We start from the raw sequence: 24256 nt of genomic DNA on the forward strand, positions 1-24256 counted from the left end.
CCTTATTTTTTGGAGGCCACGGTAAACGTAGTCTCCGTCTTGGCACCGTCCCCTGTCTCGACAACAAAACTCCATGTTCCTTCTGTTGTCCGAGTACCAACAAACCAGTTCCATTCAATAATTCCATTCTCATCTGCGGTAGCCCAGCCGATGTGCTTCGCAGAACTTTCACCTGACTTGTAAAATATCGTTAAGTTGGCTGTCGCTCCTGGTTCTACCTTCACCTTGATCGTTGCATTGTTGCCTATGTATGCCGGGTCAGGCTTCGACAGTACCGTTGCTGAACCCGCAGTATCCCCGTCTCCTGCGCTGCCATCTGCCCCTTCTCCGGTATCTCCAATCCATACCCGTTCTGCCGCAGCAACCTGAATCCGAAGCGGTTTACTGAGAAATGGGACTTTTACCGGCAATTCATAACTCAGTTCAAGTCGGAAATATGGATTTGTTTTGTTTTTGAGATCAGGTATGGAAATACCATTCACATGAACACGTTCCATATTCAGCAGAGTTGGTTCGATAAATGGTTGAAGCAGCGGTTTTACCGTGGGATCAAGTACGGTTTCCAAGACGGATGTTTTGATCTCCTGTAGTGGCTGTTCACCACTTGCCGCCGCTGAACGTACCCAATCACTTAATGGCTCGGGTAGAGAAGAAGCATAACCTTCTGCCCATTCCGTCAGAGATAACTCTGGTATCTTCCAACCCCCTCCAGAACCTTCTCCGCCGGCAGAATCAGAAGGTGTGAATGCAAGGGAAACGGGATATATTTTCGTTGATAACTGCTTCACCGCTTCACCTGCTGTGCTTTGTAACGCTGTGGAGATTAGAGTCATTTGCACTATGAAGATGAGAAACATGATAAAGAACAGGAAGACAGGTAACACCAGTGAAGCTTCCAGAACCATACTGCCCTGTTCCTTTTTCGGAGAACATATCTGCTTTTTGAGAGACTTCAAACGCTGCAATCTGATTATTCTTGTTAAACGAATCTGCATTTGTGCGCTTTCTTTTTCATAATGTTGCTGCTTATCCATAATCCCTCCACCGAAACGATCCTAATTATTCAATAGGAATAATCCGCCTTTCGCTCAATGAAAAATCGCCCATCTTCAACCTGATCCTCACTACCCATAACTGCACCTATGCTTCTAACCACCCCTGGTAAAAACCACAGCTTGATGCTACTACGCATGTTACCCGAAGCATACGTCTGTTTCTCATCTGGATTCACACCCGTATTCAATCGAATTAGCGCCAGCATTCTGGACATTTTGCGTTCATTGTTACTATGCATCAATAGGAACAATCGGAGATGGTCCCTATACGTCAGTTTGACTTTGATATACTTGGACAATTCGACACTGCCCTCTTTTGCTAGTTTCACCATATCCGCGATGGCGTTTGTAATCCCGTATAAGATTGCCGCCGATAAAACCAGAAGTGGGTTCCCAAGCTTGCTGTGCTCAATTAACCCTTTGGCCGTCCGAATAGCCAGCCGCATCCCAAATATTTCCGCATATGCCGCAGCGATGTTACCCGAAGGATTATGAAACCCGTAGACGATATACTCCAGTTCCTGATTCTCCAGTTTGAAGACATCAGCAGCATCTCCACCACCTTCAGTCCAGGTAAATAACTGACCAAAATCCATGGAGTTGAAATAGGCTAAAGCATATTCATTCTGAAATAATTCGTCGCCAAGACTGTCCAGCAGACCGGACATCCCGCCAAACAAACTGTCCATTCCCTTCATGGCATCGCCACCAGAGTCATAGGGATCACCAGCAATCTCTGCCTTTTTGGCTTCCTCACGACTAGCCTCGTTAAAAGAAATATTAGCGTTGTAATATTCCTCCAACTGTTTGAAAGCGTCCATGGAACCCGAACTTCCATTCTGAACCTGCGACAAGATTCGTTTGACTTCCTTCAATTTCCCTTTGGATTCTTTGTCATTCGCTTTGCGCTGGGCATCCGACCCACGACCACTTTCCAGCTGCTGCTTACTTTGGAGGATGAGATTGGCAGGACCGCTACGTACATAGGTGTCCATATATCGTTCCGTAACCTGACTTGCCTGTCTGACCGCCGGTTTAATCGGAACTCCACTCATTCCCGTAACGCTGCGAAGCTGATTATTCAACTCCATGTTGTCTCTTCTGACGTTAGAGAAGTCCGAATTCTGTGAAACCACACGTGCTTTCAACTGATCAAATAGGCTATCTGCCCTCACAAGCTCCGAAGCAAGAGAACGTGTACTTTTGGCCTCAGTGCCTGATCCAGTAGATGCAGGATTCGTCCCAGGAAGATTCGAGTTGCCCACGTTGTCGTAGCTGGCATTCTGTGAACGGTTCTCCCCCTCCGCGATCACACGTTTCATTTCATCATTAATCTTGCGCGCTTCTTCGATTTTGGACTGTGCTTCCTCCAGCTTTGTTTGATGGGCCTGTAACGCGGGCTGTATGATCATGCTGATGCCTGCCACCACATTACCAACACCAGTCCGATAACGAGCCAGTTCCAATATGTATTGTTGCTCTCTGAACGGCAGTCCCTCATCTGCCTGTTTCTTGTTAAGATAATCTGCATAACGTGCTGCTACCTCGGCAGTTGTCTCTGGTGTTTCTTCCAACATTTCTTCATAGATAGCTTGTGAAGGCGGGTCCATGATTAACTTTGGAAGATTCTTCAGCTTCTCCGCGGATTCCGTCTGATTGGCAATGGCTTCGTCCAGTAGTTCTTCACGTTTGTCATATAACTTCTGTAATTTTTTCAGCAAGTCTACCGTGTGCGCTGCTTCCTTCATCTCGTCTGATATCGGTTTGAACCGATTGATCACTTCAAGGGTAAAATCAACCGGAGCCCGGTACTTCATGTCCTCCTGAATCTGGCGATTAAATATATCGTATCTGCCCAGTTCACGCTCCATGCTCAGCGTAGTTGTATCCCACTGGATATCCAGAATGGGGAATCCATCTTTTACAGCTGAAGGCTTCACACTATCGTTCAACACTTTAGCCATAATTGCATCCCCACTGCTGTCGCCATACCCGAATAAACCATACTCCCGGAGTGATGTGTCATAGGCTGACATTACGGATCTCATTGCAGCATGAGTCATTCGTTCGGTCTGTACCTTGAATGCAGCAATACGAGCGTAATCAATGAATATAGCTACAAACATATAAACTCCAGCCAATATTAATATTAAAAAAAGGGTTACGGCTCCCAACTCACCGTCTTTTTTTCTAAACAGCTCCGCCCTCCTCCTTTACTCACTTTTTGCTTTTGCCAAAATGCTGCACAACCTGTCCTGCTTCCGCAGCAGTACTCGCGGCTTCTCCGCCTTTGCCTTTAAACTTCGCTGTGTAATAACGGACCAGATCTACAGTTCGAATGAATTCAACCGGTTCAACAACTGCAGACGATCCCTGGGTCAGTACACGGTTACCTGAGTCGAACAAAAAAGAAGGAAGAGGCAAAGAAATTACTTGTTCCAGCTTGGTTGTTACTTTCCGCTGAATCAGAGAATTCTGATACTCAATCGTTCCTTTCATAGCTGAGGGCATATGTTGCACCGCTTGTGCTAATTTCTGTTCCGAGAGATTGCCACCTTCACCAGCAGGTATAGAAACGCTAACCTGATTATCAGCTCCCGCCCAACCAAACAGCGCTCCAAGCATACGATCATCCGTCAGTCTCCAGTACAGATTGTCATGTTCTCCAGCAACATATTCACCTGTCATCGCCAGTTTGTGGCTGTTGTCCCAGCTATAGGCTGCACGTTCGGAAGCGGCATAGGCATGTTGATTCAGGAATGTCTTTTGATACATGTACATGGTAAAGAAGAGTAACAACACAAGAATAAACAGCACGACAGGGAAGATCAGGGAGGCTTCAACGGTGAAGCTCCCTTCTTCCTTTTTGAACTTGTTATTCGAAGAATTCATTACTTTTATTACTCACATTAGTTAACAGTCTTTCTACCAATTTTTTAATTTGGTCTTTAAAAATCAAAGCAATAATGATAATAACCCCGATAATCAGAATCAGCTCCAACGTGCCGAGTCCGTCCTCTTCCTCCCAAAATACGTTTACCTTGTTTTTTAACACTTCCATCATCCCAATTCCTCCTACATATTCATCATCATAAAAGCAGGTGCCCCGATCATGACCACAATCGTAAAAAAGATCAGTACCATTGGAAACACCAGTTTGGAAGAAGCCTGTTCTCCCTTCGCCCGACTGACAGCCTTGCGTTTCTCCCACAACACATGTGACAGATCCCGCAGCGCCAATACAAAGTCACCTCCCCCACGTCGGAAATTCAGCAGCACTGTTGTCGTAAAAATCGTTACTTCCTGTACACCGCAGCGGCGACTGAACTGTTCAAAGGATTGTTGAAACGAGTAACCATTATTCCAATCTCCCACCGTCTTTCTAAGTTCGTTGTACAACGGATGATTCCGTTCCCCCTGGCTTGTCACACAGTGAACGATAGCACGTTGCACGGTCTCCCCTGCGCCAACCAGCAGTACAATTCGGTTCAGCAGCTCAGGCAGTTCCATAAGAATATCCTGGTCTCTTCGCTGCACCTTTGTATTGAGGTCTTTGTAGAGCGCAAAAGGCAACGCTGCACCGAGCGCGAGCGCACCCACCATACCTCCGATGCCCATATCTCCAACGAGTGATAACAGGCAGCCCACCAGCAACATGAGCCATGTATAGGTCAACATTTCAGCGCAATAGAGCATCGTTTTCTCTCCACTGTGCTGTATGCCATACATTTTCTGAATGGCATGTTGCATCCGAAACATGAGTACTGGCAATCTGCGTCCAATCTCAAACTTGTCCAATATAAACAGGAAGGGGCCATGCAATTTTTTCAGTCGTAATCCTTCCATATCCAGCTTGCGCAAATGCCGGTAGGTCTGTCCCCGGGTTCGATCCAGCACCAGCCATCCCGCTCCGAGCATCCCTGCGATTATAACGGGAAGCAGCATCTTTTCAGCTCCTTATACTTTGATATCCATAATGCGATTAATCCACAGATAACAGCAGGCGAGTACTGCCAATGCACCACTAGAGATGAGGTACCCCATCCCGCTATATAACGGCTCCATAAAGTCCTTAGCGGTCAGATTGAGGAATATCAGAAAAATAAATGGAGCGGCAAACATCACCTTTGATTCGAACTTTTTCTGCGATACCGCGACCATAATATCCTGCTGAATATCCAGCTTCTCACCAATCACCGCAGAGGTACGACGCACAACCTCAACCAGATCCCCGCCAGTTCGTTTGCACGTAATGAACACATCTGCAAAATTCGTAATATCTTCAATCTGCGCCCGATCCGAAAAATCCTGTAGCGCCTCTTCGATTGGTTGTCCATACTCCATCCGTGTCCGCAATATCGTGAACTCACGAATCAGATCGGTATCCGCTTCCGGGTTCAACATCCGCAGATCCTCTACGGATTCCTTGAATCCATTTTCCACCGATTTTCCTGCGGCAAGTGCCGAAGATAATGCATATAACGCTTGCTTAAAATGTAAACTGAGTGTCATTCTTTTTCGTTCCAACAGCACTTTAGTCCAATGTTTTGGTACCCATATGCAACCCGCAGCCAGGATCGCTCCAGCCAACCAGTGATGGTAGAACAGAATTCCGATGCCAAAAAACAGCAGACCACTAATCAGCATACAGACCATTCGTTGTCTCCGGGAAAGCGTATATACGGTGTAATCCGTCAACATCTGTCTGGCTTCACCCAACAGTAATCACCTTCCAATAACTTTAATTCACGTTGTTATCCGACGGATCAGTTTCAACACTATATTGTTCTATGTATTCATCCAGCCATTCCCCAAGCCCAGCCATCTGAATTTTATCCACCTGATTCAACTTTCCAACCTGCACTAACCCGCCAATAATTTTGCCTTCACGCTCTTCTTGTTCCTGGAAACGAAACAGTGGATTCAGCATAACCTCACCGTTCTGCATACCAATCACTTCACTAATCTCTGTCACCCGCCGTGAGCGGTCTCGCAGCCGAGATAGATGTACAAAAATATCGATTGCTGAACTAATCTGCTGCCTTACAACCGCAATGGGAAGATCTGCACCACTGAGCACCATCGTTTCGAGTCTGCTAATCATGTCCGAGATGGTATTCGCATGCCCTGTAGACAAAGATCCATCATGGCCAGTGTTCATGGCCTGCAACATATCCAGCGCTTCTGCGCCCCTTACCTCGCCAATCACAATCCGGTTCGGACGCATCCGTAAGGAAGATTTGATCAGATCCCGAATAGATATCTGTCCCTTGCCTTCGGTGTTTGCATTCCGCGTTTCCAGTGATACCAGATTCGGTACCGTAACTATCTGTAACTCAGCCGAATCCTCAATGGTAATAATCCGCTCATCGGAAGGGATAAACTGGGATAATGCGTTCAGAAAGGTCGTTTTTCCCGATCCGGTCCCGCCTCCAATGAAGATGTTGTATTTGCTCCGTACCAACTGCTGCAATAATTCTGCCGCTTCTTCATGCAGGGCTCCCTTTTCAATCAGATCGGACATCCTCATCGGTTCACTGGGGAATTTACGAATCGTCATCGTGGGGCCTTTCAAGGCAATAGGAGGCAACACGATATTGACCCGTGAACCATCCTTTAAACGGGCATCTACGATTGGAGAAGACTCGTTCACAATCCGGTTTACCCCGGACACAATCATCTGGATGATATCCTCGAGCCGTTCCCTGGACTCAAATTCAAGGGTGATCTGGCTGACTTCACCTTCCTGCTCCACAAAAATCTCCTTGTGACTATTGATCATAATCTCCGTAATATCGGGATGATCCACAAGCGGCTGTAGAATATCCAATCCACGAAAGGAGTCAAACAATCGCTGTACCAGCGTATGACGCTCTCCTGAGGTCAGATCATCCAGCTTCGGGTCAGTAAGAACTTTGCGTTCTATCCCCTGCCACAGTTCATCATCTCCTGCGGAAGAGGTTAAATCGAGGCCAGCCCTGACTTCCCTGCGCATCATCTGAAACTGTTCTTCACGATCCAGTATTCTATTGGATGAGTCCGTCATAGTGCCCACCGATCCTGCTTCTGAATTCGTCCCGTCTGCTTCAATTCTTCTTCGCCATCTTGTACCAGCATGGCACATAATCTCTTCACTTCACGTTGGAAGATCGGAGAACTAAGCATGACTTCCTCCTGACTGAGTTGTTTCCAAGAAGGGATGTAGGGCAACACTGCATCAAGATGTAGATCAGGGCGTGGGAGTGCATTGACGACATTGTCCCGATATTTGTTAACCACAAAGCGTGAACGATCCAGCATACTTTCGTACAAATCTGGTTTCGTACGCTCAGCATGCTGTAACCATTGTCCCCATCGATGCATGGCAGATATATCATCCTCAACCAACCAGACAAATGCATCTGCTGCATCCAGTACCCCTTCACTGCGCCCATCCCAACCGGAATCCCCATCCAGAATCAACACGTCATATTGTCCACAATCCGTTAAATAACGAAGCAGATTCGACGTATCCTCACGATTCATTTGCAACAGTTCTTTCCGATTCGATAATGGCCAGAACACATCGGATTTCAGCGCTTCATGCCGGACCACATATCCATCTACGCCCTTCGATTGTACCTGTAACTGCTTGCCGGATTCCTTTCTTCCCACCTTCAGATCGTATAACAGGCGTGACAATCCCGTCTCCGCATCCGGGTGACGCTGCCCACTTCTAATTAGTCCCTTTTCCAGAAACGGGAGCGTGCTGTCCAGCGTCTCCAGATTAAGATAGAGAACAGCATATCCTGCAAGTCCCAATTGCTTCGCCATATGCAGGGCCACTGCCGTTTTGCCACTTCCACCTGAAGCGGATACTACACCGATGGAGAGAGTCTCTTGCCCCGGATGGTGAACCTTCTTACGGCGTGGCTGCCGGCAAGCATGCATCACAGCATCCAGCAAAGCAGGCAAGGGTTGATATTTTATCAGCCGCTTGGCCTCATCTACCTCTTCCATCCCTTCACTAAGCATTAGCCAAGGTACACCCGATACTTCTCCCCCGTTATTCAGCCAGTCATTCAGAAACTCCGGTTCCGCAATAACCAGATCCGGTAATTCTCGACCTTCTTGCTCATTCATGTGATCCTTGAATGAATCTCCTTGGGAGAATGCCGTGAAACGCACATGGAGACCAGACGAATTTCCCTGTACATAATCAAGCCAGGCGCTAATGTAATCTCTATCCTTTGAAACCAGAACAACCTTCAGTACAATCAAATTCCCCTTCCCTCCCTGTCAAAAAGCACAAAAAAACACCGTCCAATAACCGCATGAATATGCAGTATATGGACGGTGCTTCCGTCACATGCTATGAATGTATGGATAATATAGCATACAATTTCTGGGGGAGCAAGGGATTTATTCTAACCCTTTTCCCCTTAAGAGTTGTACGGTGAATCGAACTCAATAATGTTACGGTCCGGATCAAGTACAAAAATCTGTGCGAATCCAGCCACACTGTCAGGTCTCGCTTCATACTCAATTCCCTGCTCCTCCAACCAAGCTATAGTCCCCGAATAACTGGTGACCCAGATTGCAAAGTGGCCGTCTGTTGTGTCAATCCCAGCCTCACGTAACGTGTGACCCTCCGGGTGCTGTAACAGATGAAGCTGCTGGCTACCGATGGCATACCATGTACCTGTGGAGCGGAAAGGCGGACGTTCAATCTCCTGCATTCCCAGTAACCCCGAATAGAATTTCTTCGCGATTCCCAGATCACGTACAGCCAGACTAACATGGTGGATGTGTGCATATTCAATCATCTTTTATCTCCCCTCTCTACTTCAATATGACTATACTATAACACTTTCAACCCTGACCATAATCTCCGCTAAACAGAAAAACACCCCTGATTCTAATCCGGTAAAACCTCTCGGCTCACACAGATCTAGTTCAGAGGTGCCTGTTAACGGCATACAAGGAAGCGCGTTTAACGCTTTAAATCATCTTCAGCACATTTGGCATAACCAATTTATTTAGCGCTATCCAATGCTTCTTGTGGAATCTTGATTTCTTCCACTTGATCGTGGTTAGAAAATGTACTGTTCATCTTCATGTCCATCGTCATTTTCTGTCCATTTTGTTCCATCTCCATGACCATGGTTACGTCCGTACTTGCAGGCAGGTAGGTTTCTTTGTTGATCATATACTTCATCTTCATGCTGGTGATATTCATCTGATCAAGCATGGCTTGCATCTGGGCATCCGATCCGTTCTGCTCCATCACGGCTTTGGCCAGTTCCTTCACATTATCACCGGATACGTCAGCGTTAATCACATAATTGTCGCCTTCTTCGGTCACTTCAGTATCTTCTTCAATCTTTTTGAATTGCTCCAATTCACCTTCGGGATTCATGCTTGCTTTCATCTGCTCAATCAGTTCCTTGGTTTGAGCTTCAGGAATCGCAACCCATTGATCCCCAACTTGAGAGTAGATTTTATCCGAAGTGATATACTGCTTCACGTTCTGAGCTTCCTGTCCCGACATTTCCATTTTCATCTCTTGATAGATCATCATTGGATCTTTGATAATATCCATCTTGAGTGATGTTTTAACCTGTTGATCCTGGGACTGTTCACCAGCATCCATTTTCAGATTCTGATCAATGTTTGCTTCAGTTGTGAAGCTTTTCATTTCTTTGGTTGCTGCATTCGTTTTGGTAATCAATTCGTCCAAGGTAGGGATCTTTGTTGCCTGCTCTGCAGGTGTATTGCCCTCGTTGGATGTTTCGTTGTTAGTCGCTGGCGGCGTTGCCGTATTATCTGTATCGTTACCGCATGCTGCCAAGCTCACTGCTAATAATGCCCCGATAAATAATGTAGTCCACTTCTTCAAGTTGTTGTCCTCCCAAAATAGATATGATCTGTAGTCATTACCCAATTATTTCCGTTATTAATCACACTCACAAAAATCGATCTTTGATCTCCGGTGTAGGCAACATGCACGCTTCATCCTTGCCAAACCAGCGATAACGGTTGCGAGCAACCCAGTTATAGACTGCATTACGAATAAATTTCGGTACAATAATGAACACATATAACAATGGATAAGGAAACTTCAAACCTTTAGCCAATCGCAGTGCAGCGGTTGAACGTGTATAGTATTTTCCATTCTCAATCAGAACAAAGGTGTCCATACTGTCTGTCGACAAATTGCCCTTCGCCAGCAGTTCCTTGGCTACATCCGATTGGAGCGATGCAAAATGATATTTCCCTTCCGGGTCACGCTTAATAATCCATTTGGTTAAGCCCTGGCAGAAGTGACAGACGCCATCCACCAGTACGATGGGATGTCCCTGATGCACATCCGTTTGAGTTGCTGTCATATTCGCTGCCTCCTATTGTTGCGGTTAGAGTAACTTACCCAATCTGAGCCTTCTTGTTCACTAATTCTAAATTTATTTCTTCTAGAAGTAGTTCAAAAAGTCCGCTTTTGATTACGAAGGATGCCTGGTGGCATCATCAGCATCGAATATGGAATTCAGCCGAAATGTCCGTTGCTCACGTAGTTTTCCCTACGCTCCGCTACTCCATTTCTAGCTTCATCCCATCTTCTCGGTACTGAAAACCGGTCTTTTTGAACTCGCATTAATGGAAATAAAAAGAAAAAGAGCGCAGGCATTGTGCCCACGCTCGTATCTGTCCGACAATTACTCCGTAACTGCCTTTTCCATCCATTGGTCATCGATCATTTGTTGATGCAGGTCACTTGCCCACTGGTCCATACATTTGCAAATGAAATCTTTGCGACATACTGGACAAGGCGTTTTCTGCAAACGGCTGATATTGGTCATCTTCCATTCCGGGGAACGGGAGTAGAATACACGGCATTTTGTACCGTCTACCAAATTCATTTTGAATTCGTACAATCCGTCTTCCTTGTTACCATAAGCTAATTCTAAATCTGCAATACGCGGTCTATAAGACATGGATATCACCTGTTTAATTCAAATTTGGTTCATGCAATGACACTACTCAGTACTAAGTTATATTAAAGAAATTTCAGTTCAATGTCAACTCGCGCATGTCTACCCGCCAAACAGAATATCCAGAATAGTCCCAACCTGCCCCTGTTTTTTCCCTTTCAAGACATCCGGATCAAATACTTCAACATACCCGCAGGAAGCACAAGCCACGAACAGATAGTGGTTATGCTGTATATCGAACATCTTGCTCAGGCCTGCTCCTGACATGGAAACTTCCTTAATGTTACAATCCGTCCCCCTGCATTTCGTACACACAAATCGCCGCTCGATCATCTCTTCAATACTCATCTTCGTTCCCCCTTTATGGAATGTGTAGCATGAAGTGGGAGTGCAATTATGTAAAATAGTACGCGATCTGGCATCTAATCTCCTGCATCATGTCCATATATTATAATCAACACAAAACCCTGCCGATTGCCAGCAGGGCTTTGTAGTCGAACATCAGGTATCTGGGATACCCTGCTCTATATGTTCCCTTGACTTGCCGGGAGTCAAATCTTAGACTACGTTTAAAACAACATCAATGTTGCCACGTGTTGCTTTGGAATATGGACAGAAATCATGCGCCTTGCGGGCCAGTTCCTCTGCTTGACTGTGATCTACACCAGGCATGCTAACGTCCAGACGAACAGACAGCTGGAAACCGTCATCCGCAGGGTCTTTACCAATGGATACGTTACTTGTAACGACCACATCCTCCAATTTCACACCTGCTTTGCGTGCTACATTGGCAAGGGCACTTTCATAACATGCTCCATATCCAGCGGCAAAAAGCTGCTCAGGGTTAGTACCTTCACCACCGGAGCCACCAAGCTCTTTTGGCATTTTCAGGTCATGCTTAAGCACGCCATCCGAAGAAGTCACGGAACCTGTACGTCCACCTTTAACTGTCGCTACTGCTGTATATAAAGCTTCCATTAAGAATCTCTCCCTTATCCATATAGTTTTTACTGCCTTCCTTTCAATTTAAACTTCTGGCTCATTTTGAAACGCAATTTTATATCTTTATCAGCTTTTACAACTTTATTATTTTCATGCATTTCAATGCCATGGCTGTATTTTCCCTAAGGTTGGGTAATATACGGAGGGGCATCTTCAAGCTGCAACCGAAATTTTGTGCTGATACATAAAAGTTGCACTAGACAAAAATAATTGAAGGAGTACAATGTAACAATAAACATAAAAATTTAGATATATCATGAGCGGTTTGTTCCGCAACAATATTTCCAAATCAATAATTCAAAGTCAGGTGATTATCGTATGAGTAAAAAAAATCCGTTCAACGCTCCTTCAAGAGAATCATTGTCTACTGCGGGCATGGCCCCTTCCCTTGGAGAAGCACATAGTTCCATGAAAGTTCCGCAGAATGCTGCATGGTGGAAGAAATTCCTCGCCTTTGTAGGCCCAGGATACCTCGTTGCCGTAGGTTACATGGACCCCGGGAATTGGGCAACAGATATCGCAGGCGGCTCGCAGTTCGGGTATACCCTGTTATCCGTTATCCTGTTATCGAACCTGATGGCCGTTGTCCTTCAGTCGCTGGCTGGCAAGCTCGGCATCGTCACTGGACGGGATCTGGCTCAAGCCTGTCGTGAACGATTCAGCATGCCTGTTGTCATGATGTTATGGATTCTGTGTGAACTGGCCATTGCAGCTACCGATCTGGCTGAGGTCATAGGTTCTGCCATCGCATTAAAGCTGTTATTTAACATACCCATGTTATACGGCGTTATCATCACTGCAGTTGATGTACTCCTGATTCTTGTACTGCAAAACAAAGGCTTCCGCGCTTTGGAAACTCTCGTCATTGTGCTGATGGCAACCATTGCCCTCTGCTTCGGTATTGACCTGTTTCTGGCAAAACCGGATATGGGCGGTGTTCTCCATGGTTTTGTACCAAATGTTGAGATTCTGCAAAACCCGGCTATGCTCTATATTGCCATTGGTATTATAGGAGCAACCGTGATGCCGCATAATCTGTATCTGCATTCTTCCATTGTGCAGACGCGTCAGATCGAACAGACACCACAGGGTAAAAAAGAAGCTATTCGGTACTCGACCATGGATTCTACAATCGCGTTGACACTCGCCCTGTTCATCAATGCGGCCATCCTGATTGTATCTGCTGCTGTATTCCACAGTGCTGGTATGACGCAGGTTGCCGAGATCGCAGATGCCTATCATCTGCTGACACCTCTATTGGGTACTACGGTTGCAAGTATTCTGTTCGGTGTGGCGCTATTAGCATCAGGTCAGAACTCTACCCTTACAGGTACACTCGCTGGGCAGATCGTTATGGAAGGTTTCCTGAACATTCGAATTCCGGCTTGGCTGCGCAGACTGGTCACACGTCTGATCGCCATCATCCCGGCGGTAATTGTGACAGCCATTGCAGGAGAACATGGCACAGAAGAACTGCTCATTTTGAGCCAGGTCGTGCTGTCTCTTCAATTGCCCTTTGCTGTAATTCCCCTGGTGATGTTCACAAGTGATAAAAAAAGCATGGGTGCATTCGCCAACAAAATGTGGCTCAAAATCATCTCATGGTTCATTGCAGCTGTTATCGTTGTGCTGAATGTATATCTGATCATTCAAACGATCCGGCTATTCTAATCTCGTTCTAATCGACTAAATACTAAAAAGGCTGATCAACTCTGGTATGCAATACCCAAGTTGATCAGCCTTTATTGTTGCAATACAGCAACATGTTTCCTTTTATAGTAAAACTCAAACTCCAATAAACAACCATCTAAATCTAATCCTGATTTGGTATCAGTAATGGCAGGAGTTGATCCAATGAATCCACAGTCCAATCCGCACGTTTGTCATCCGATAGTTCTGGCTGGAATCTTCCGTAACCCTGCATAATTCGAATCGTACGCATGCCCAGCTTCCGAGCAGGTATAATGTCGTTATCGATCCGATCGCCGATCATGACGGCTTCCTCCGGTTTACAACCGGCCTGCTTCAAGGCCACAGCGTATAACTCAGGGTCTGGCTTGGACACTCCTTCTTCAGCCGAACATGCCAGAACATCAACATACTTCCGCAACCCGTAGCTCTCCAGTCTCTCTTCCGTTCCAGGACTCTGATTGGCAATAATACCAATGCGATAATGCCGTGACAACTGCTGAAGAACGGAATCCGCTGAAGGAAAAGGACGTTCAAGATCTTTTTGAAACTTCAACTTGTCCTGAATCTGTTTCTGGTGTCCCTCGTCTTCAACAAATGTGCGAATCGCCACTCTCATAGGCCATTGCTCATATTTCTGGTAACAGTTCGCGAACAGTTCGCGTACCGCCTCAATCTTCACCGGATACCCCAATGCACAGGCTTCGCGGACGAACTGTCCGATAATATCATCAACCGGCTCCCATTCATCCACCAGCGTATCTCCAACATCAAAAAACAACCATTTCAATCCACCTACATCCGGCACGCCAATTCCTCCTTGTAAGCCACAGGTGATTCCTGATCCTAATCTAAAAGTTCGCGTTCACCTTTAAACCCATAAAAAAGAAGACTCACCATCATGCATGAGTCTCCTCAAACTTCCGTTTATCGATACATTCAATTATAACAGGCACCTTACACCTGAGCAATCACAAGCTATGGCATTAACCATTGAGGAGAAAGCCAACTTCCCCATTGAGCGAATATACAATCCGGTCTGCGCCCATGCCCCGATAGATGCCCTTAGGATGACTCTGCTCCGTAATGACGCACAGGGATTTCGATGTCCATGAACGGCAGATCTGTAAATAACGACAGGTCAGATTCAGGCTGTTCTCGAAAATAAACACGTTGCCTACGCTGCCCTGCGGCAAAAACCATTTTTGAGCTGCAGCCGTATTCATGCGAATGACATGTTCTACTCCGATTCTACGGAGTCTGCGCTCTTCCCCTGCACTGTTGGTTAGAACGGCAAACGGCATTTTTTTGTACATCAGCAATTTGATAAATTTGCGTCCTGCTTCATTTGGAGCAGTCACTAAGATCATCTCAGTATCCATCATTCGTTCCTCCCTTGGCGTGAAAAGACAACAAAAAAGAAGCGTGGGGGACCAAGGCCTCCCGAACGCTTCTTAAATAACCCATGGCGAAAACACCATGAACCAGCGTACGGCTTGTTGCCTCTCCCTTTAACGCTTACGAGGTTAGCTGACGGATTCGGGCGCGAGAGTCGCCCTATTTCCGGCTGTCACCGGAAAATTCACCCCATGAATGCCTACTGTCCTGGACAGCGCATTCTGTTGGTTCCCCCGTTTTCCACTCATCAATGAATGGAAACTCAGCGATTAAAACATCGTTCGTATATCTTAAGGATAAGATCGAGCGATATTATCGTTTGTTACGTTTTTCAGGTACAATTTAGTTTAAATTGAAATTACGTTATGAATCATACACCCGCGTCATGACGGTGTAAAGTCCGTACAGATCACCGAATCGACAGATTTTCGGCAATACTCACATATAATAGCGCTTACAATAAGGTCATACTCTATCCATCTCTTTAAATCTATCTATTTCTCACTCTGACGAAAATCACTTCGCAATTCATTCACGTATTCTGCACAACTTGCCTGTTTTGATGCTTATAACACCATATTAGTTTTGCAATATTTAATTGTAACCAATATAATATAAGAAAGAGTAAATAAATGGAGGCGATTTAGATGACAGTCTACGATTACAAAGTGAATACCCTTCGCGGTCAAGAAGTTGAAATGTCCGACTACCGTGACAAAGTGCTCCTGATTGTGAATACGGCAAGCTCATGCGGACTTACCCCTCAATTCAAAGGTCTGCAAGAACTGCAAGACAAGTTTCAAGATGCTCCATTTGAAGTTCTTGGTTTCCCAAGCAACCAGTTTGCACAGGAAAAAGGATCTTCCGACGATATTGCCGAGTTCTGTCAGATGAATTATGGCGTAAGCTTCCCTATGTTTGAGAAAATTGATGTGAACGGCTCAAGCGCTCACCCTCTCTTCCAGCACCTTAGCACAGAAGCTCCTGGCCTGCTCGGCTCCAAAGCAATCAAATGGAATTTCACCAAATTCCTCGTGGATCAGAACGGAGAGGTAATTAAACGTTATGCTCCCAAAACAACACCGGACAAGATTGAAGAAGATATCAAAAACTTGCTGCAAAAATAATACATTGGCCACCCACAGCCGGAAGGTAGAGCAGTCTTGCCCCGGTAATGGATGGCTTTTTTTCTCAACTTTGATGTCATACTGTTCGAAAAAGACAAAAAAAAGAAGCTTTCCAATAACGGAAAGCTTCTTTTTAATCGTTCATATGATGCGGTCGAGAGGACTCGAACCTCCACGGGCATACGCCCACTACCCCCTCAAGATAGCGTGTCTGCCATTCCACCACGACCGCATGTCGTAAATAATCGGCAACAGAATTGATTATACCGGGTTCAGAACTAAAAGTAAAGTATTTTTTAATACTACTTTTTCAGCTAGGCATTTTCATCAAAAATCGCATAATCTCGTCATCTTTACCCATGAACTGCATATTATTAGATTTGATCCCCTCTTTTTCGGTAAGAGCCGATCTTGTTGATTCATTTATATGTAGTCCTTCCTTATATATGGCCCTCCCTGCACTTCGCCACAAAAATAACATAATGAGTTATATAAAATAACACAAATATTAAATTCCAGATTTAATCCATTAAATTTCACTGATACCATTGACAAAAAGCGGACATTTATGGGATGATAACTATCATATAATTCGGACTTTTAAACATAAAGCAAACAAAAAGGAATATTAATGTTACTTTAAGTGACATTTAACGAACACAGGAGGCGAATGATTGTGAACCGTGGGAATAAGCTGCTCGATTATGTCAAACTGCTTGATTCCTCTATTCAGGTTGGAGGGTTCACCCATTCCTTCGGCATGGATATCCATATCAGGGAGGGTACCATTCGTAATGCTAAAGATCTCGAATCATTCATGCGTTGTCAGTTGCATCCCAGCATCGTTCGTCTTGAAGGTATGGCCATCAAAGGCATCTATACCGCAGCAGATCACAAGGATACATGGCGGATAGCTCTAATCGACAAGCTCGTCCATGTTCAGCGAACCCCTAGAGATCTCAGAGAACAAGCTGCCGCCATGGGTAAACGATTGATCAGACTCGCACGCGCTCTGCACCCCTGGATTGAATTCAGCCAGCTCGAACAGATCTTTGCCAAATACGATTCGGTTGGCTGCCTCTCCACTGTTCACGCCTGGATTAACCACCACCTCGACATCCCAGTCGAGGAGGCGGTCCTTGGTTACCTGCATTCAGCCATGAATGCCTGCATAACCGAAGCCTCCAAAGTCATTCCCCTGAAAAACGATACAACCAAGGATCTGATGGGCCGCCTGGCCACAGATCTGGAGAATGAATGGAAGACCGTCAGCGCCTCGGCTGCGGATGGACTGGCACAGCCAACCTCGATGTCCATGAAATCGTTTTTCCCCAGTTTCCATATGCTTGGAGCTGGACTTCATGCCTACAGGGCCTAATCCTCTTCCGCCTCATACCTGCTCCCCTTCATTCAGACAAACTAAAAAACACGCGGCAACCTCCTTGCCGACGTGTTTTTTTGTCATTTTATTTGTTTTATTTACGTATTTACGCCATTTATAATCACAAAATACACTATTTTCCGTCTTTTTTAATTGTTAGATGACGAATTTACGTATATAATGAAACATACAGCTCGCATTTCTATATATTCTACATGAAGAAAGGGCGGCTGAATACTACATTCTAACCAGGGGTGAACCCTTTTGAACAAGAAAAAACCAGTTACTCCGTTCGGATGGGCCATCAAACGACGGCTAACCGAACTTCAAGTGGACCAGAAGACCTTTTGTGAACAGCATGGCATCCCACCCTATCGTTTATCCAATCTCATTCACGGCACACGCAAAGCAACCCGATTCAGACACCTGGTCGCTGATATTTTGGATATTCCAGATGAACTGAGATAAGATTTCTGCCAAAGGAGGGTCCCATCCATGAGACATGTTACATCCGATCTGGAGAGGCTGTCGTTCCAGTCCATACGTCACCAACTCATCATCGTTGATCACAATTGGATTATCCAAAGTTGTAACCGTGCCTGGCAACAGGGACTTGGTCAATGCTCACCAAACCCGGATATACACAGTAGTTATAGACATTACTTGCATCTGACGGAAGCCTGGGCAAAACGAGGCAAGAACGCTAACATGGCACTTGTCACACAGAATTTGAAAGAACGCGGAATACCCTTTAATCGAAATCATACATATGACATCTGCGTGTATACTGTATACAACGAAAAGAGGTGGTTTCGTGTAGAACTCACCCCTCTATCTTATGCAAATTCAATTCTGGATACCGATCTCGCTTTGATTGCACACATGGATATTACCGAACAGAGAAAGACAGAACATCAATTGAAGAAGGCATTGTCTGAAGTGCGCACATTGCGCGGACTGCTGCCTATTTGCGCCGTCTGCAAACAAATCAAGGACGAAGAGGAACACTGGAACTCCGTTGAGAGTTATCTGGAGAAGCATACCCACGCCGAATTCACCCATGACATCTGTCCGGAATGCATCCGGCGGTTATATCCCAAATACTCGAATATCTTGGACAAGCGTTCCTGAAACCTTTCTCCACTCGCCGACTAACTACAACTATACGGAAAGATGATGTTCAAACTGCGACATATCCAGTTCTTGCGGTGTCCCATGCAGGGTTATGGTTCCTTTGTCCATGATATAGATGTAATCTGCGGCACTTCGTACAAAATCGATACTCTGCTCTACCAGCAGAACCGAGAGGTTCCCCTTTGCCTTGAGCTGCAAAATAACCTGCCGAATGTCCTCCACGATAGAAGGCTGGATGCCTTCTGTCGGCTCATCAAGTAGCAACAACCCCGGACGCGAAGCCAATGCCCGGGCGAATGCCAACTGCTGCTGCTGTCCACCACTCAGATCCCCACCCTGCCGTCCATACATCGTCGCAAGCACTGGAAACATCGTCAGTACATCCTCCGGGAACGTTTTTACTCCCGGCGCACTTGTCTCCAGACCGAGCAATAAGTTTTCTTTCACCGTAAGTTGCGGGAAAGTCTCCCGCCCCTGCGGTACATAACCGATCCCCGCCCTTGCCCGCTTGGCTGTGTCCAAAGTGGATAACTCCTGATTTTGCCACTGAATACTGCCCTTGCGTGTTTTGAGCAACCCCATTAATGTTTTCATCAACGTTGTTTTCCCTACACCGTTACGACCCATCAGACACACCACCTGTCCAGGCTGTACATCCAGGTTCACACCACGAAGCACATTGCTTTCCCCGTAGCCGGATTCAATTCGTTGCAGCGACAGCATGGTCATCCCTCCTTTTGCCCAGATACACTTCGGCCACTTTCGGATCTGCCTGAACCTCCGCCATCGTACCTTCCTTCAGCAGTTTCCCTTCATGCATCACCGTTACCTTGGCTGCGAACTCTCGCACAAACTCCATATCATGCTCCACCACCACAACCGAGCGTTCACGCGCAATCTCTTGCAGAAGTCGTCCGGTCTTGTGTGTTTCTTCATCCGTCATGCCTGCGGCTGGTTCGTCCAGCAACAACACACGCGGCTCCTGCAGAAGCAGCATGCCGATCTCCAGCCACTGCTTCTCCCCATGTGATAACGCTCCTGCACGAGCATCAACGCGGTCTTGCAGACCAATCTGGAGGGTAACATGCTCCATCGCAGCACTCATTTTCCCATATCGACGAATACCGATGGCTTGTAAAGGGGAACGGCGAGTCTCCGCCGCCAGCGTCAGATTCTCCTGTACCGTCAGTCCCGCAAAGATCGATGGCGCCTGGAATTTGCGTCCCACACCTTTGCGAACAATCTGGTGCTCCTTCAGTCGTGTTAATTCCGTGCCATCCGCCATCTTCACCGAGCCGGACATGGGTTTTGTTTTGCCGCATATCACATCCAGCATCGTTGTTTTCCCAGCACCATTGGGTCCGATCAGAAAATGCAGGTCATGTTCATGCAGCTTCAGATTCATTCCTTTGACAGCAACGAACCCACCAAAGGCGACCGTAATATCCTCGGCTACCAACACCGCTGATTCCTCAGTAGACTTTAGGTTTTTCCCGAGTGACTTGGACATGCGCACTCTCTCCTCTCCGCTTCAGCAAGCGAACGACATGACGATATACACCTACAATACCGTTTGGCATGAACAAAACTACTGTTACAAAGAGCCCACCAATGACAAACAGCCACCCTTCGGGATAAGCCTCACTTATGCCTGTTTTGGCTGCATTCAGCACCACCGCTCCGATGACCGCTCCAATAAGCGTACCGCGACCACCCAGCGCAACCCACAGGACCATCTCAATGGAGGGCACAATTCCCATCATCGATGGCGAGATAATACCCACCTGAAGAACAAACAACATGCCCGCGATGCCTGCAAGCGCACCGGAAAAAGCAAAAGCCAGCGTTTTATATCCTGCCGGATCATATCCGAGGAATCGCACCCGATTCTCTCCATCCCGCGCAGCTTCGAGCACTTGGCCGAACCGACTGTTCACCATTCGACGACAGAGCACATACGCGATCACCAGAACAGCAAGCGTTATATAGTAGAGAACAATTGTTGTTCCAGCGGAATGAAGTGTAAAACCAAAGATCGAATTATATCCGGTAATGCCATTTGTTCCACCCGTCCATTCCTGTTTACCAACAAAGAGTGTTACCGTAATAAGAACCAAGGCTTGAGTCAGGATGGTAAAATAAACACCGGTGATCCGGTTACGGAACGTAAACCATCCCAGCGCAAAGGCGAGCAATGCCGGAAGGGCTATCCCCAATAACAGCGCCACCGGGAAAGAGCGAAACGGTTCCCAGAACCATGGCAGACCACTGAGACCACTCCATCCCATGAAGTCAGGAAGCGTTGCTCCACTGGCCTGAAGCTTCAGATACATCGCCATCGCGTACCCACCCAGACCAAAGAACACCCCATGCCCAAGACTCAGCACGCCCCCATAACCCCAGATCAGATCGAGACCGATGGCCAGGATTGCCAGCGCCAAAAACTTGGCTAACAGACTCAGACGAAACTCCGTGGACATCAGTGGAGCAAGACACATCATGATCAGTACAACCGCCCAAATAATCCTCATTTTCAGACTACCAGTCTTGAGTAAAGCGGACATGAACTAACCCCCTTTTTCACGTTAATCGAGACTCCGTGTGCGCATCGCGACCAATCCGCGTGGTTTCCATTGCAGGAAAGCAACGATACATACAAACACAAGCACCTTGCCAATGGAGGCCGAGGTATAAGTTTCGAACAGCGTGTTGAACATACCAATCCCCAATGCACCACACACGGTTCCGACCAATTTCCCCACACCACCCAGGACAACGACCATGAAAGCATCCACAATATAATACGTACCAAGTGAAGGACCAATCGGACCAATGAGCGTTAATGCACAGCCAGCAATTCCGGCAATGCCCGAACCAATCGCAAAGGTCATGCCATCCACCCGCCGGGTCGAAATCCCAAGACACCCCGCCATGCTCCGATTTTGCATTACAGCCCTCATTCGTCTTCCGGAAGATGTTCGATAGATATAGAGATACATACACAGCAGCACAACCGCAACCAGTGCGATAATGAAAATTCGTTTATACGGAAATACAATACCATCCGAGATCGCCAATCCCCCATTGAGCCAAGCCGGACTGGATACTCCCACATTGGGTGCTCCGAATATTGTACGGGCCAGTTGTTGCAGCATCATGCCTACACCCCATGTCGCAAGCAGACTATCAAGCGGCCTGCCATACAGATGCCTGATCAACACCACTTCAAGCAACCAGCCAATCAGAGCCGCTACAATGAACGCAATCGGCAGAGCCACAACAAAATAGGCACCAAACCACGCTGCTGGAGCATAGGACATGAACAAATTTTGTGTTATATACGTTGCATATGCACCGATCATGATCAGTTCACCGTGAGCCATATTGATGACATTCATCAGCCCAAACGTTACTGCAAGCCCCAATGCAATTAACAACAGAATTGAACTGATACTCAGACCGTTGAACATCTGCAGGATAAACATATCCATCGCTATCCCCTCCTCCATACCGTGACTCTCGATATTTCACATGACTTCAATTAGCGGCAGCAACATTTTTTCACATCACAGTAACGCTTTACTGCAATGCGGTGAGAGGATGTGTTGTCACACCCTCGTTTATGTTTCGGCTGCTTTGAAGCGAGTTGCCTGTTTTATTGCGAGGTTTCTATGTTATTTAGCGCTGAGGGAAGCTCCCCATTCATACGTTTTCAGATAAGGGTCCGGCTTGACAGGCTCACCAGAATTCCACAATTCCTTGAACTGCCCATCTTCCTGCACCTCACCGATCCGTACGGTTTTATAGATATGCTGATTCTCTCCATCCACGGTTACCTTACCTTCCGGGGCATCAAACTCCAGACCCTTGGCAGCTGCCTTCACCTTCTCCACGTCGGTTGATCCTGCTTTTTCCACCGCCGCCTTCCAGAGATAAACTGCCACATATCCCGCTTCAATCGGATCAGCTGTCACTCGATCAGCACCGTATTTTTCTTTATACTTGGCAACAAATGTTGCATTTTCAGGTGTATCGGTTGTCTGATAATAATTCCACGAAGCCAGATGTCCCTTCAATACGTCTGCGCCAATACCACGGATTTCTTCCTCCGCCACACTTACCGAGAGGGTCGTCATCTGATCCGAGGAGATTCCGGCATCCTTCAATTGTTTGAAGAAGGCCACATTGCTATCTCCGTTCAGCGTATTGTATACAATATCCGGCTTCGCAGCTTTGATTTTGCTAATGATGGTACTGTAATCGGTATGGCCCAGCGGTGTGTATTCTTCACCCACTACTTCGCCGCCTTCTGCTGCGAGTTGTGCCTTAATGACCTGATTGGCCGTTTTTGGGAATACATAATCTGAACCGAGCAGATAAAACGTCTTGCCCCTGTTCTCCAGTAACCAGGTTACGGATGGAACGATCTGCTGATTGGTTGTTGCTCCTGTATAAAAAATATTTGGCGACGATTCCAATCCCTCATATTGTACCGGGTAAAACAATAGACCTTTATTCTGTTCAAACACCGGGAGCATAGCCTTCCGACTTGCAGAGGTCCATCCACCAAATACAGCAGCGACCTTATCCTGTTGCAGTAACTTTCCAGCCTTCTCCGCAAAAGTAGGCCAATCCGAAGCGCCATCCTCAACTACAGGCTCGATCTGTTTACCCAAAACTCCGCCTGCGGCGTTAATCTCTTCAATGGCAAGCATCTCCGCATCTTTAACAGATACTTCACTGATCGCCATCGTTCCGCTGAGAGAGTGAAGAATGCCAACTTTAATCGTATCACCGGATGCAGCCGGCTCTCCTGTACCACCTGAACCCGAAGCTTCAGGCGGCGCAGCGCCCTCCACACATCCTGTCATCACAATGACCGCACCGAGCAAAATACTCCATAACTTGACCGACCTCTTCTTCAATAGCCTACACTCCCTTTTTTTTAGTCTATTGACGAACATTAAGGTCATTTGCGTCCGAAATGTTCGTTGATCCAAATTATGGAGGGTTACACTCTTCATGTCAATATAGCTTACATAATTTTATTTCATGCCTACTCGTTTCATGCATACTGCTAATATGCTTTGAAGCTTATTGACAAAGGATTCACCCTGTGTGAGTATATTTAACATATAACATGATCCATGAACATATCAGACATTATAAGCGAAAGGTCGGATTGCCTTGCACTGGACTGAGCAGGAAAAGGAAAAACTCCTGATTACCGTGGCTGCTAACCTCGCCCGTGAACGAAGAGCACGCGGACTCAAGTTGAATGTTCCCGAAGCCATCGCCTTGTTGACCTCCGAACTGATGGAACGAGCACGGGATGGAATGAGTGTTGCCGAATTAATGAGATACGGAGGCACCATCCTGACACGCGAAGACTGTATGGATGGTGTTCCCGATATGATTCCTGAAGTACAGGTAGAAGCCACATTTCCTGACGGTACAAAACTGGTTACCGTACATGAACCTATACGCTGAGAAAGGCAGGAG

At 46.5% G+C, this 24256-nt stretch carries 27 protein-coding genes, 1 tRNA gene and 1 riboswitch; of the genes, 6 read left to right on the top strand and 22 right to left on the bottom strand.

Going from position 1 to position 24256, the window contains the following annotated elements:
• Window positions 1–2: 2 nt before the first annotated feature.
• The 14 genes from QF049_RS16300 to QF049_RS16365 all read right to left on the bottom strand — a co-directional run bounded on the left by QF049_RS16300 (window position 3) and on the right by QF049_RS16365 (window position 12001).
• Window positions 3–1034 (bottom strand): pilus assembly protein, encoded by a 1032-nt coding sequence (locus tag QF049_RS16300; RefSeq protein WP_307538896.1) that lies wholly within the window; start codon window positions 1032–1034, stop codon window positions 3–5.
• Window positions 1035–1063: 29 nt separating this feature from the next.
• On the bottom strand, window positions 1064–3181 hold the full coding sequence (locus QF049_RS16305) for a hypothetical protein (RefSeq protein WP_307538898.1): 2118 nt from the start codon (window positions 3179–3181) through the stop codon (window positions 1064–1066).
• A gap of 91 nt (window positions 3182–3272) precedes the next feature.
• Window positions 3273–3947 carry a TadE/TadG family type IV pilus assembly protein gene (locus tag QF049_RS16310; RefSeq protein WP_307538900.1) on the bottom strand — a complete coding sequence of 225 codons (675 nt, stop codon included), beginning with the start codon at window positions 3945–3947 and terminating at the stop codon, window positions 3273–3275.
• Window positions 3931–4119 (bottom strand): Flp1 family type IVb pilin, encoded by a 189-nt coding sequence (locus QF049_RS16315; protein WP_221819185.1) that lies wholly within the window; start codon window positions 4117–4119, stop codon window positions 3931–3933. Before QF049_RS16315 ends, QF049_RS16310 begins: the two co-directional genes overlap by 17 nt.
• An 11-nt stretch (window positions 4120–4130) precedes the next feature.
• The gene (locus QF049_RS16320; RefSeq protein WP_307538902.1) at window positions 4131–5000 is read right to left on the bottom strand and encodes a type II secretion system F family protein; all 870 of its coding nucleotides are present in this window, start codon (window positions 4998–5000) and stop codon (window positions 4131–4133) included.
• A 12-nt stretch (window positions 5001–5012) separates the two neighbouring features.
• Window positions 5013–5756 carry a type II secretion system F family protein gene (locus tag QF049_RS16325; RefSeq protein ID WP_091016179.1) on the bottom strand — a complete coding sequence of 248 codons (744 nt, stop codon included), beginning with the start codon at window positions 5754–5756 and terminating at the stop codon, window positions 5013–5015.
• A gap of 40 nt (window positions 5757–5796) precedes the next feature.
• Window positions 5797–7101, bottom strand: coding sequence for a TadA family conjugal transfer-associated ATPase (locus tag QF049_RS16330; protein WP_307538904.1), 1305 nt, complete (start codon window positions 7099–7101; stop codon window positions 5797–5799).
• On the bottom strand, window positions 7098–8315 hold the full coding sequence (locus tag QF049_RS16335; protein WP_307538906.1) for a nucleotide-binding protein: 1218 nt from the start codon (window positions 8313–8315) through the stop codon (window positions 7098–7100). Before QF049_RS16335 ends, QF049_RS16330 begins: the two co-directional genes overlap by 4 nt.
• Window positions 8316–8476: 161 nt before the next feature.
• A complete protein-coding gene (locus QF049_RS16340; RefSeq protein ID WP_307538908.1) occupies window positions 8477–8860 on the bottom strand; it encodes a VOC family protein in 384 nt (127 codons plus the stop codon).
• A 209-nt stretch (window positions 8861–9069) separates the two neighbouring features.
• Window positions 9070–9933 (bottom strand): DUF6612 family protein, encoded by an 864-nt coding sequence (locus tag QF049_RS16345; protein WP_307538910.1) that lies wholly within the window; start codon window positions 9931–9933, stop codon window positions 9070–9072.
• A 67-nt stretch (window positions 9934–10000) separates the two neighbouring features.
• Window positions 10001–10423, bottom strand: coding sequence for a thiol-disulfide oxidoreductase DCC family protein (locus tag QF049_RS16350; protein ID WP_124116962.1), 423 nt, complete (start codon window positions 10421–10423; stop codon window positions 10001–10003).
• Window positions 10424–10747: 324 nt separating this feature from the next.
• Window positions 10748–11026, bottom strand: coding sequence for a hypothetical protein (locus QF049_RS16355; RefSeq protein WP_017690003.1), 279 nt, complete (start codon window positions 11024–11026; stop codon window positions 10748–10750).
• 99 nt (window positions 11027–11125) lie between these two features.
• Window positions 11126–11371 carry a zinc ribbon domain-containing protein gene (locus QF049_RS16360; RefSeq protein WP_036610816.1) on the bottom strand — a complete coding sequence of 82 codons (246 nt, stop codon included), beginning with the start codon at window positions 11369–11371 and terminating at the stop codon, window positions 11126–11128.
• Between the two features lie 210 nt (window positions 11372–11581).
• On the bottom strand, window positions 11582–12001 hold the full coding sequence (locus QF049_RS16365) for an organic hydroperoxide resistance protein (protein WP_036610819.1): 420 nt from the start codon (window positions 11999–12001) through the stop codon (window positions 11582–11584).
• Window positions 12002–12400: 399 nt separating this feature from the next.
• Here QF049_RS16365 and QF049_RS16370 point away from each other — a divergent pair, with 399 nt between their 5' ends.
• Window positions 12401–13696, top strand: coding sequence for an Nramp family divalent metal transporter (locus QF049_RS16370; RefSeq protein WP_307543276.1), 1296 nt, complete (start codon window positions 12401–12403; stop codon window positions 13694–13696).
• A gap of 142 nt (window positions 13697–13838) precedes the next feature.
• On the opposite strand, the gene QF049_RS16375 is transcribed toward QF049_RS16370, so the two are convergent.
• Both QF049_RS16375 and QF049_RS16380 read right to left on the bottom strand, forming a co-directional pair.
• Window positions 13839–14522 carry an HAD family hydrolase gene (locus QF049_RS16375; protein WP_307538914.1) on the bottom strand — a complete coding sequence of 228 codons (684 nt, stop codon included), beginning with the start codon at window positions 14520–14522 and terminating at the stop codon, window positions 13839–13841.
• Window positions 14523–14700: 178 nt separating this feature from the next.
• A complete protein-coding gene (locus tag QF049_RS16380) occupies window positions 14701–15099 on the bottom strand; it encodes an HAD family hydrolase (RefSeq protein WP_235193755.1) in 399 nt (132 codons plus the stop codon).
• A gap of 115 nt (window positions 15100–15214) precedes the next feature.
• A riboswitch (cyclic di-AMP (ydaO/yuaA leader) is annotated at window positions 15215–15390 on the bottom strand.
• 369 nt (window positions 15391–15759) lie between these two features.
• Between QF049_RS16380 and QF049_RS16385 the strand changes: the two genes are divergently transcribed.
• Window positions 15760–16239, top strand: coding sequence for a glutathione peroxidase (locus QF049_RS16385; RefSeq protein ID WP_307538916.1), 480 nt, complete (start codon window positions 15760–15762; stop codon window positions 16237–16239).
• 149 nt (window positions 16240–16388) lie between these two features.
• Here QF049_RS16385 and QF049_RS16390 read toward each other — a convergent pair.
• A tRNA-Leu gene (locus tag QF049_RS16390) sits at window positions 16389–16471 on the bottom strand.
• A 444-nt stretch (window positions 16472–16915) separates the two neighbouring features.
• Between QF049_RS16390 and QF049_RS16395 the strand changes: the two genes are divergently transcribed.
• The 3 genes from QF049_RS16395 (at window position 16916) to QF049_RS16405 (ending at window position 18751) form a co-directional block, all read left to right on the top strand.
• Window positions 16916–17617: an urease accessory protein UreF gene (locus tag QF049_RS16395; RefSeq protein WP_307538918.1), complete on the top strand. Its 702-nt coding sequence runs from the start codon at window positions 16916–16918 to the stop codon at window positions 17615–17617.
• A 267-nt stretch (window positions 17618–17884) separates the two neighbouring features.
• Entirely contained in the window at window positions 17885–18088 is a 204-nt protein-coding gene (locus tag QF049_RS16400) for a hypothetical protein (protein ID WP_017690011.1), read from the top strand.
• 27 nt (window positions 18089–18115) lie between these two features.
• A complete protein-coding gene (locus QF049_RS16405) occupies window positions 18116–18751 on the top strand; it encodes a nitrogen regulation protein NR(II) (RefSeq protein ID WP_307538920.1) in 636 nt (211 codons plus the stop codon).
• Between the two features lie 30 nt (window positions 18752–18781).
• Here the strand turns inward: QF049_RS16405 and urtE are convergent, their stop codons facing one another.
• The 5 genes from urtE to urtA all read right to left on the bottom strand — a co-directional run bounded on the left by urtE (window position 18782) and on the right by urtA (window position 23679).
• The gene (gene urtE, locus QF049_RS16410) at window positions 18782–19477 is read right to left on the bottom strand and encodes an urea ABC transporter ATP-binding subunit UrtE (protein ID WP_307538922.1); all 696 of its coding nucleotides are present in this window, start codon (window positions 19475–19477) and stop codon (window positions 18782–18784) included.
• A complete protein-coding gene (gene urtD / locus QF049_RS16415) occupies window positions 19455–20264 on the bottom strand; it encodes an urea ABC transporter ATP-binding protein UrtD (protein ID WP_101314094.1) in 810 nt (269 codons plus the stop codon). Before urtD ends, urtE begins: the two co-directional genes overlap by 23 nt.
• Window positions 20227–21318 carry an urea ABC transporter permease subunit UrtC gene (gene urtC / locus QF049_RS16420; RefSeq protein ID WP_091015303.1) on the bottom strand — a complete coding sequence of 364 codons (1092 nt, stop codon included), beginning with the start codon at window positions 21316–21318 and terminating at the stop codon, window positions 20227–20229. Before urtC ends, urtD begins: the two co-directional genes overlap by 38 nt.
• A 21-nt stretch (window positions 21319–21339) precedes the next feature.
• Entirely contained in the window at window positions 21340–22245 is a 906-nt protein-coding gene (gene urtB / locus QF049_RS16425; protein WP_307538926.1) for an urea ABC transporter permease subunit UrtB, read from the bottom strand.
• A gap of 183 nt (window positions 22246–22428) precedes the next feature.
• The gene (urtA, locus tag QF049_RS16430) at window positions 22429–23679 is read right to left on the bottom strand and encodes an urea ABC transporter substrate-binding protein (protein ID WP_169480114.1); all 1251 of its coding nucleotides are present in this window, start codon (window positions 23677–23679) and stop codon (window positions 22429–22431) included.
• A 262-nt stretch (window positions 23680–23941) separates the two neighbouring features.
• On the opposite strand from urtA, the gene QF049_RS16435 reads away from it, so the two are divergent.
• The gene (locus QF049_RS16435) at window positions 23942–24244 is read left to right on the top strand and encodes an urease subunit gamma (protein WP_076209470.1); all 303 of its coding nucleotides are present in this window, start codon (window positions 23942–23944) and stop codon (window positions 24242–24244) included.
• Window positions 24245–24256: the final 12 nt, after the last annotated feature.

The organism is Paenibacillus sp. W4I10 (assembly GCF_030816325.1).
Classification (GTDB): domain Bacteria; phylum Bacillota; class Bacilli; order Paenibacillales; family Paenibacillaceae; genus Paenibacillus; species Paenibacillus amylolyticus_B.

Bases quoted from the DNA above. Each gene is read 5' to 3' on its own strand.
- QF049_RS16340 (WP_307538908.1), bottom strand. From the start codon at position 8,860: ATGATTGAATATGCACACATCCACCATGTTAGTCTGGCTGTACGTGAT.
- urtD (WP_101314094.1), bottom strand. From the start codon at position 20,264: ATGTCCAAGTCACTCGGGAAAAACCTAAAGTCTACTGAGGAATCAGCG.
- urtE (WP_307538922.1), bottom strand. From the start codon at position 19,477: ATGCTGTCGCTGCAACGAATTGAATCCGGCTACGGGGAAAGCAATGTG.
- urtC (WP_091015303.1), bottom strand. From the start codon at position 21,318: ATGTCCGCTTTACTCAAGACTGGTAGTCTGAAAATGAGGATTATTTGG.
- QF049_RS16380 (WP_235193755.1), bottom strand. From the start codon at position 15,099: ATGATGGATACTGAGATGATCTTAGTGACTGCTCCAAATGAAGCAGGA.
- QF049_RS16315 (WP_221819185.1), bottom strand. From the start codon at position 4,119: ATGATGGAAGTGTTAAAAAACAAGGTAAACGTATTTTGGGAGGAAGAG.
- QF049_RS16300 (WP_307538896.1), bottom strand. From the start codon at position 1,034: ATGGATAAGCAGCAACATTATGAAAAAGAAAGCGCACAAATGCAGATT.
- QF049_RS16360 (WP_036610816.1), bottom strand. From the start codon at position 11,371: ATGAGTATTGAAGAGATGATCGAGCGGCGATTTGTGTGTACGAAATGC.
- QF049_RS16310 (WP_307538900.1), bottom strand. From the start codon at position 3,947: ATGAATTCTTCGAATAACAAGTTCAAAAAGGAAGAAGGGAGCTTCACC.
- QF049_RS16385 (WP_307538916.1), top strand. From the start codon at position 15,760: ATGACAGTCTACGATTACAAAGTGAATACCCTTCGCGGTCAAGAAGTT.
- QF049_RS16355 (WP_017690003.1), bottom strand. From the start codon at position 11,026: ATGTCTTATAGACCGCGTATTGCAGATTTAGAATTAGCTTATGGTAAC.
- urtB (WP_307538926.1), bottom strand. From the start codon at position 22,245: ATGGATATGTTTATCCTGCAGATGTTCAACGGTCTGAGTATCAGTTCA.
- QF049_RS16350 (WP_124116962.1), bottom strand. From the start codon at position 10,423: ATGACAGCAACTCAAACGGATGTGCATCAGGGACATCCCATCGTACTG.
- QF049_RS16320 (WP_307538902.1), bottom strand. From the start codon at position 5,000: ATGCTGCTTCCCGTTATAATCGCAGGGATGCTCGGAGCGGGATGGCTG.
- QF049_RS16405 (WP_307538920.1), top strand. From the start codon at position 18,116: ATGAGACATGTTACATCCGATCTGGAGAGGCTGTCGTTCCAGTCCATA.
- QF049_RS16365 (WP_036610819.1), bottom strand. From the start codon at position 12,001: ATGGAAGCTTTATATACAGCAGTAGCGACAGTTAAAGGTGGACGTACA.
- QF049_RS16305 (WP_307538898.1), bottom strand. From the start codon at position 3,181: ATGTTTGTAGCTATATTCATTGATTACGCTCGTATTGCTGCATTCAAG.
- QF049_RS16330 (WP_307538904.1), bottom strand. From the start codon at position 7,101: ATGACGGACTCATCCAATAGAATACTGGATCGTGAAGAACAGTTTCAG.
- QF049_RS16325 (WP_091016179.1), bottom strand. From the start codon at position 5,756: ATGTTGACGGATTACACCGTATATACGCTTTCCCGGAGACAACGAATG.
- QF049_RS16370 (WP_307543276.1), top strand. From the start codon at position 12,401: ATGGCCCCTTCCCTTGGAGAAGCACATAGTTCCATGAAAGTTCCGCAG.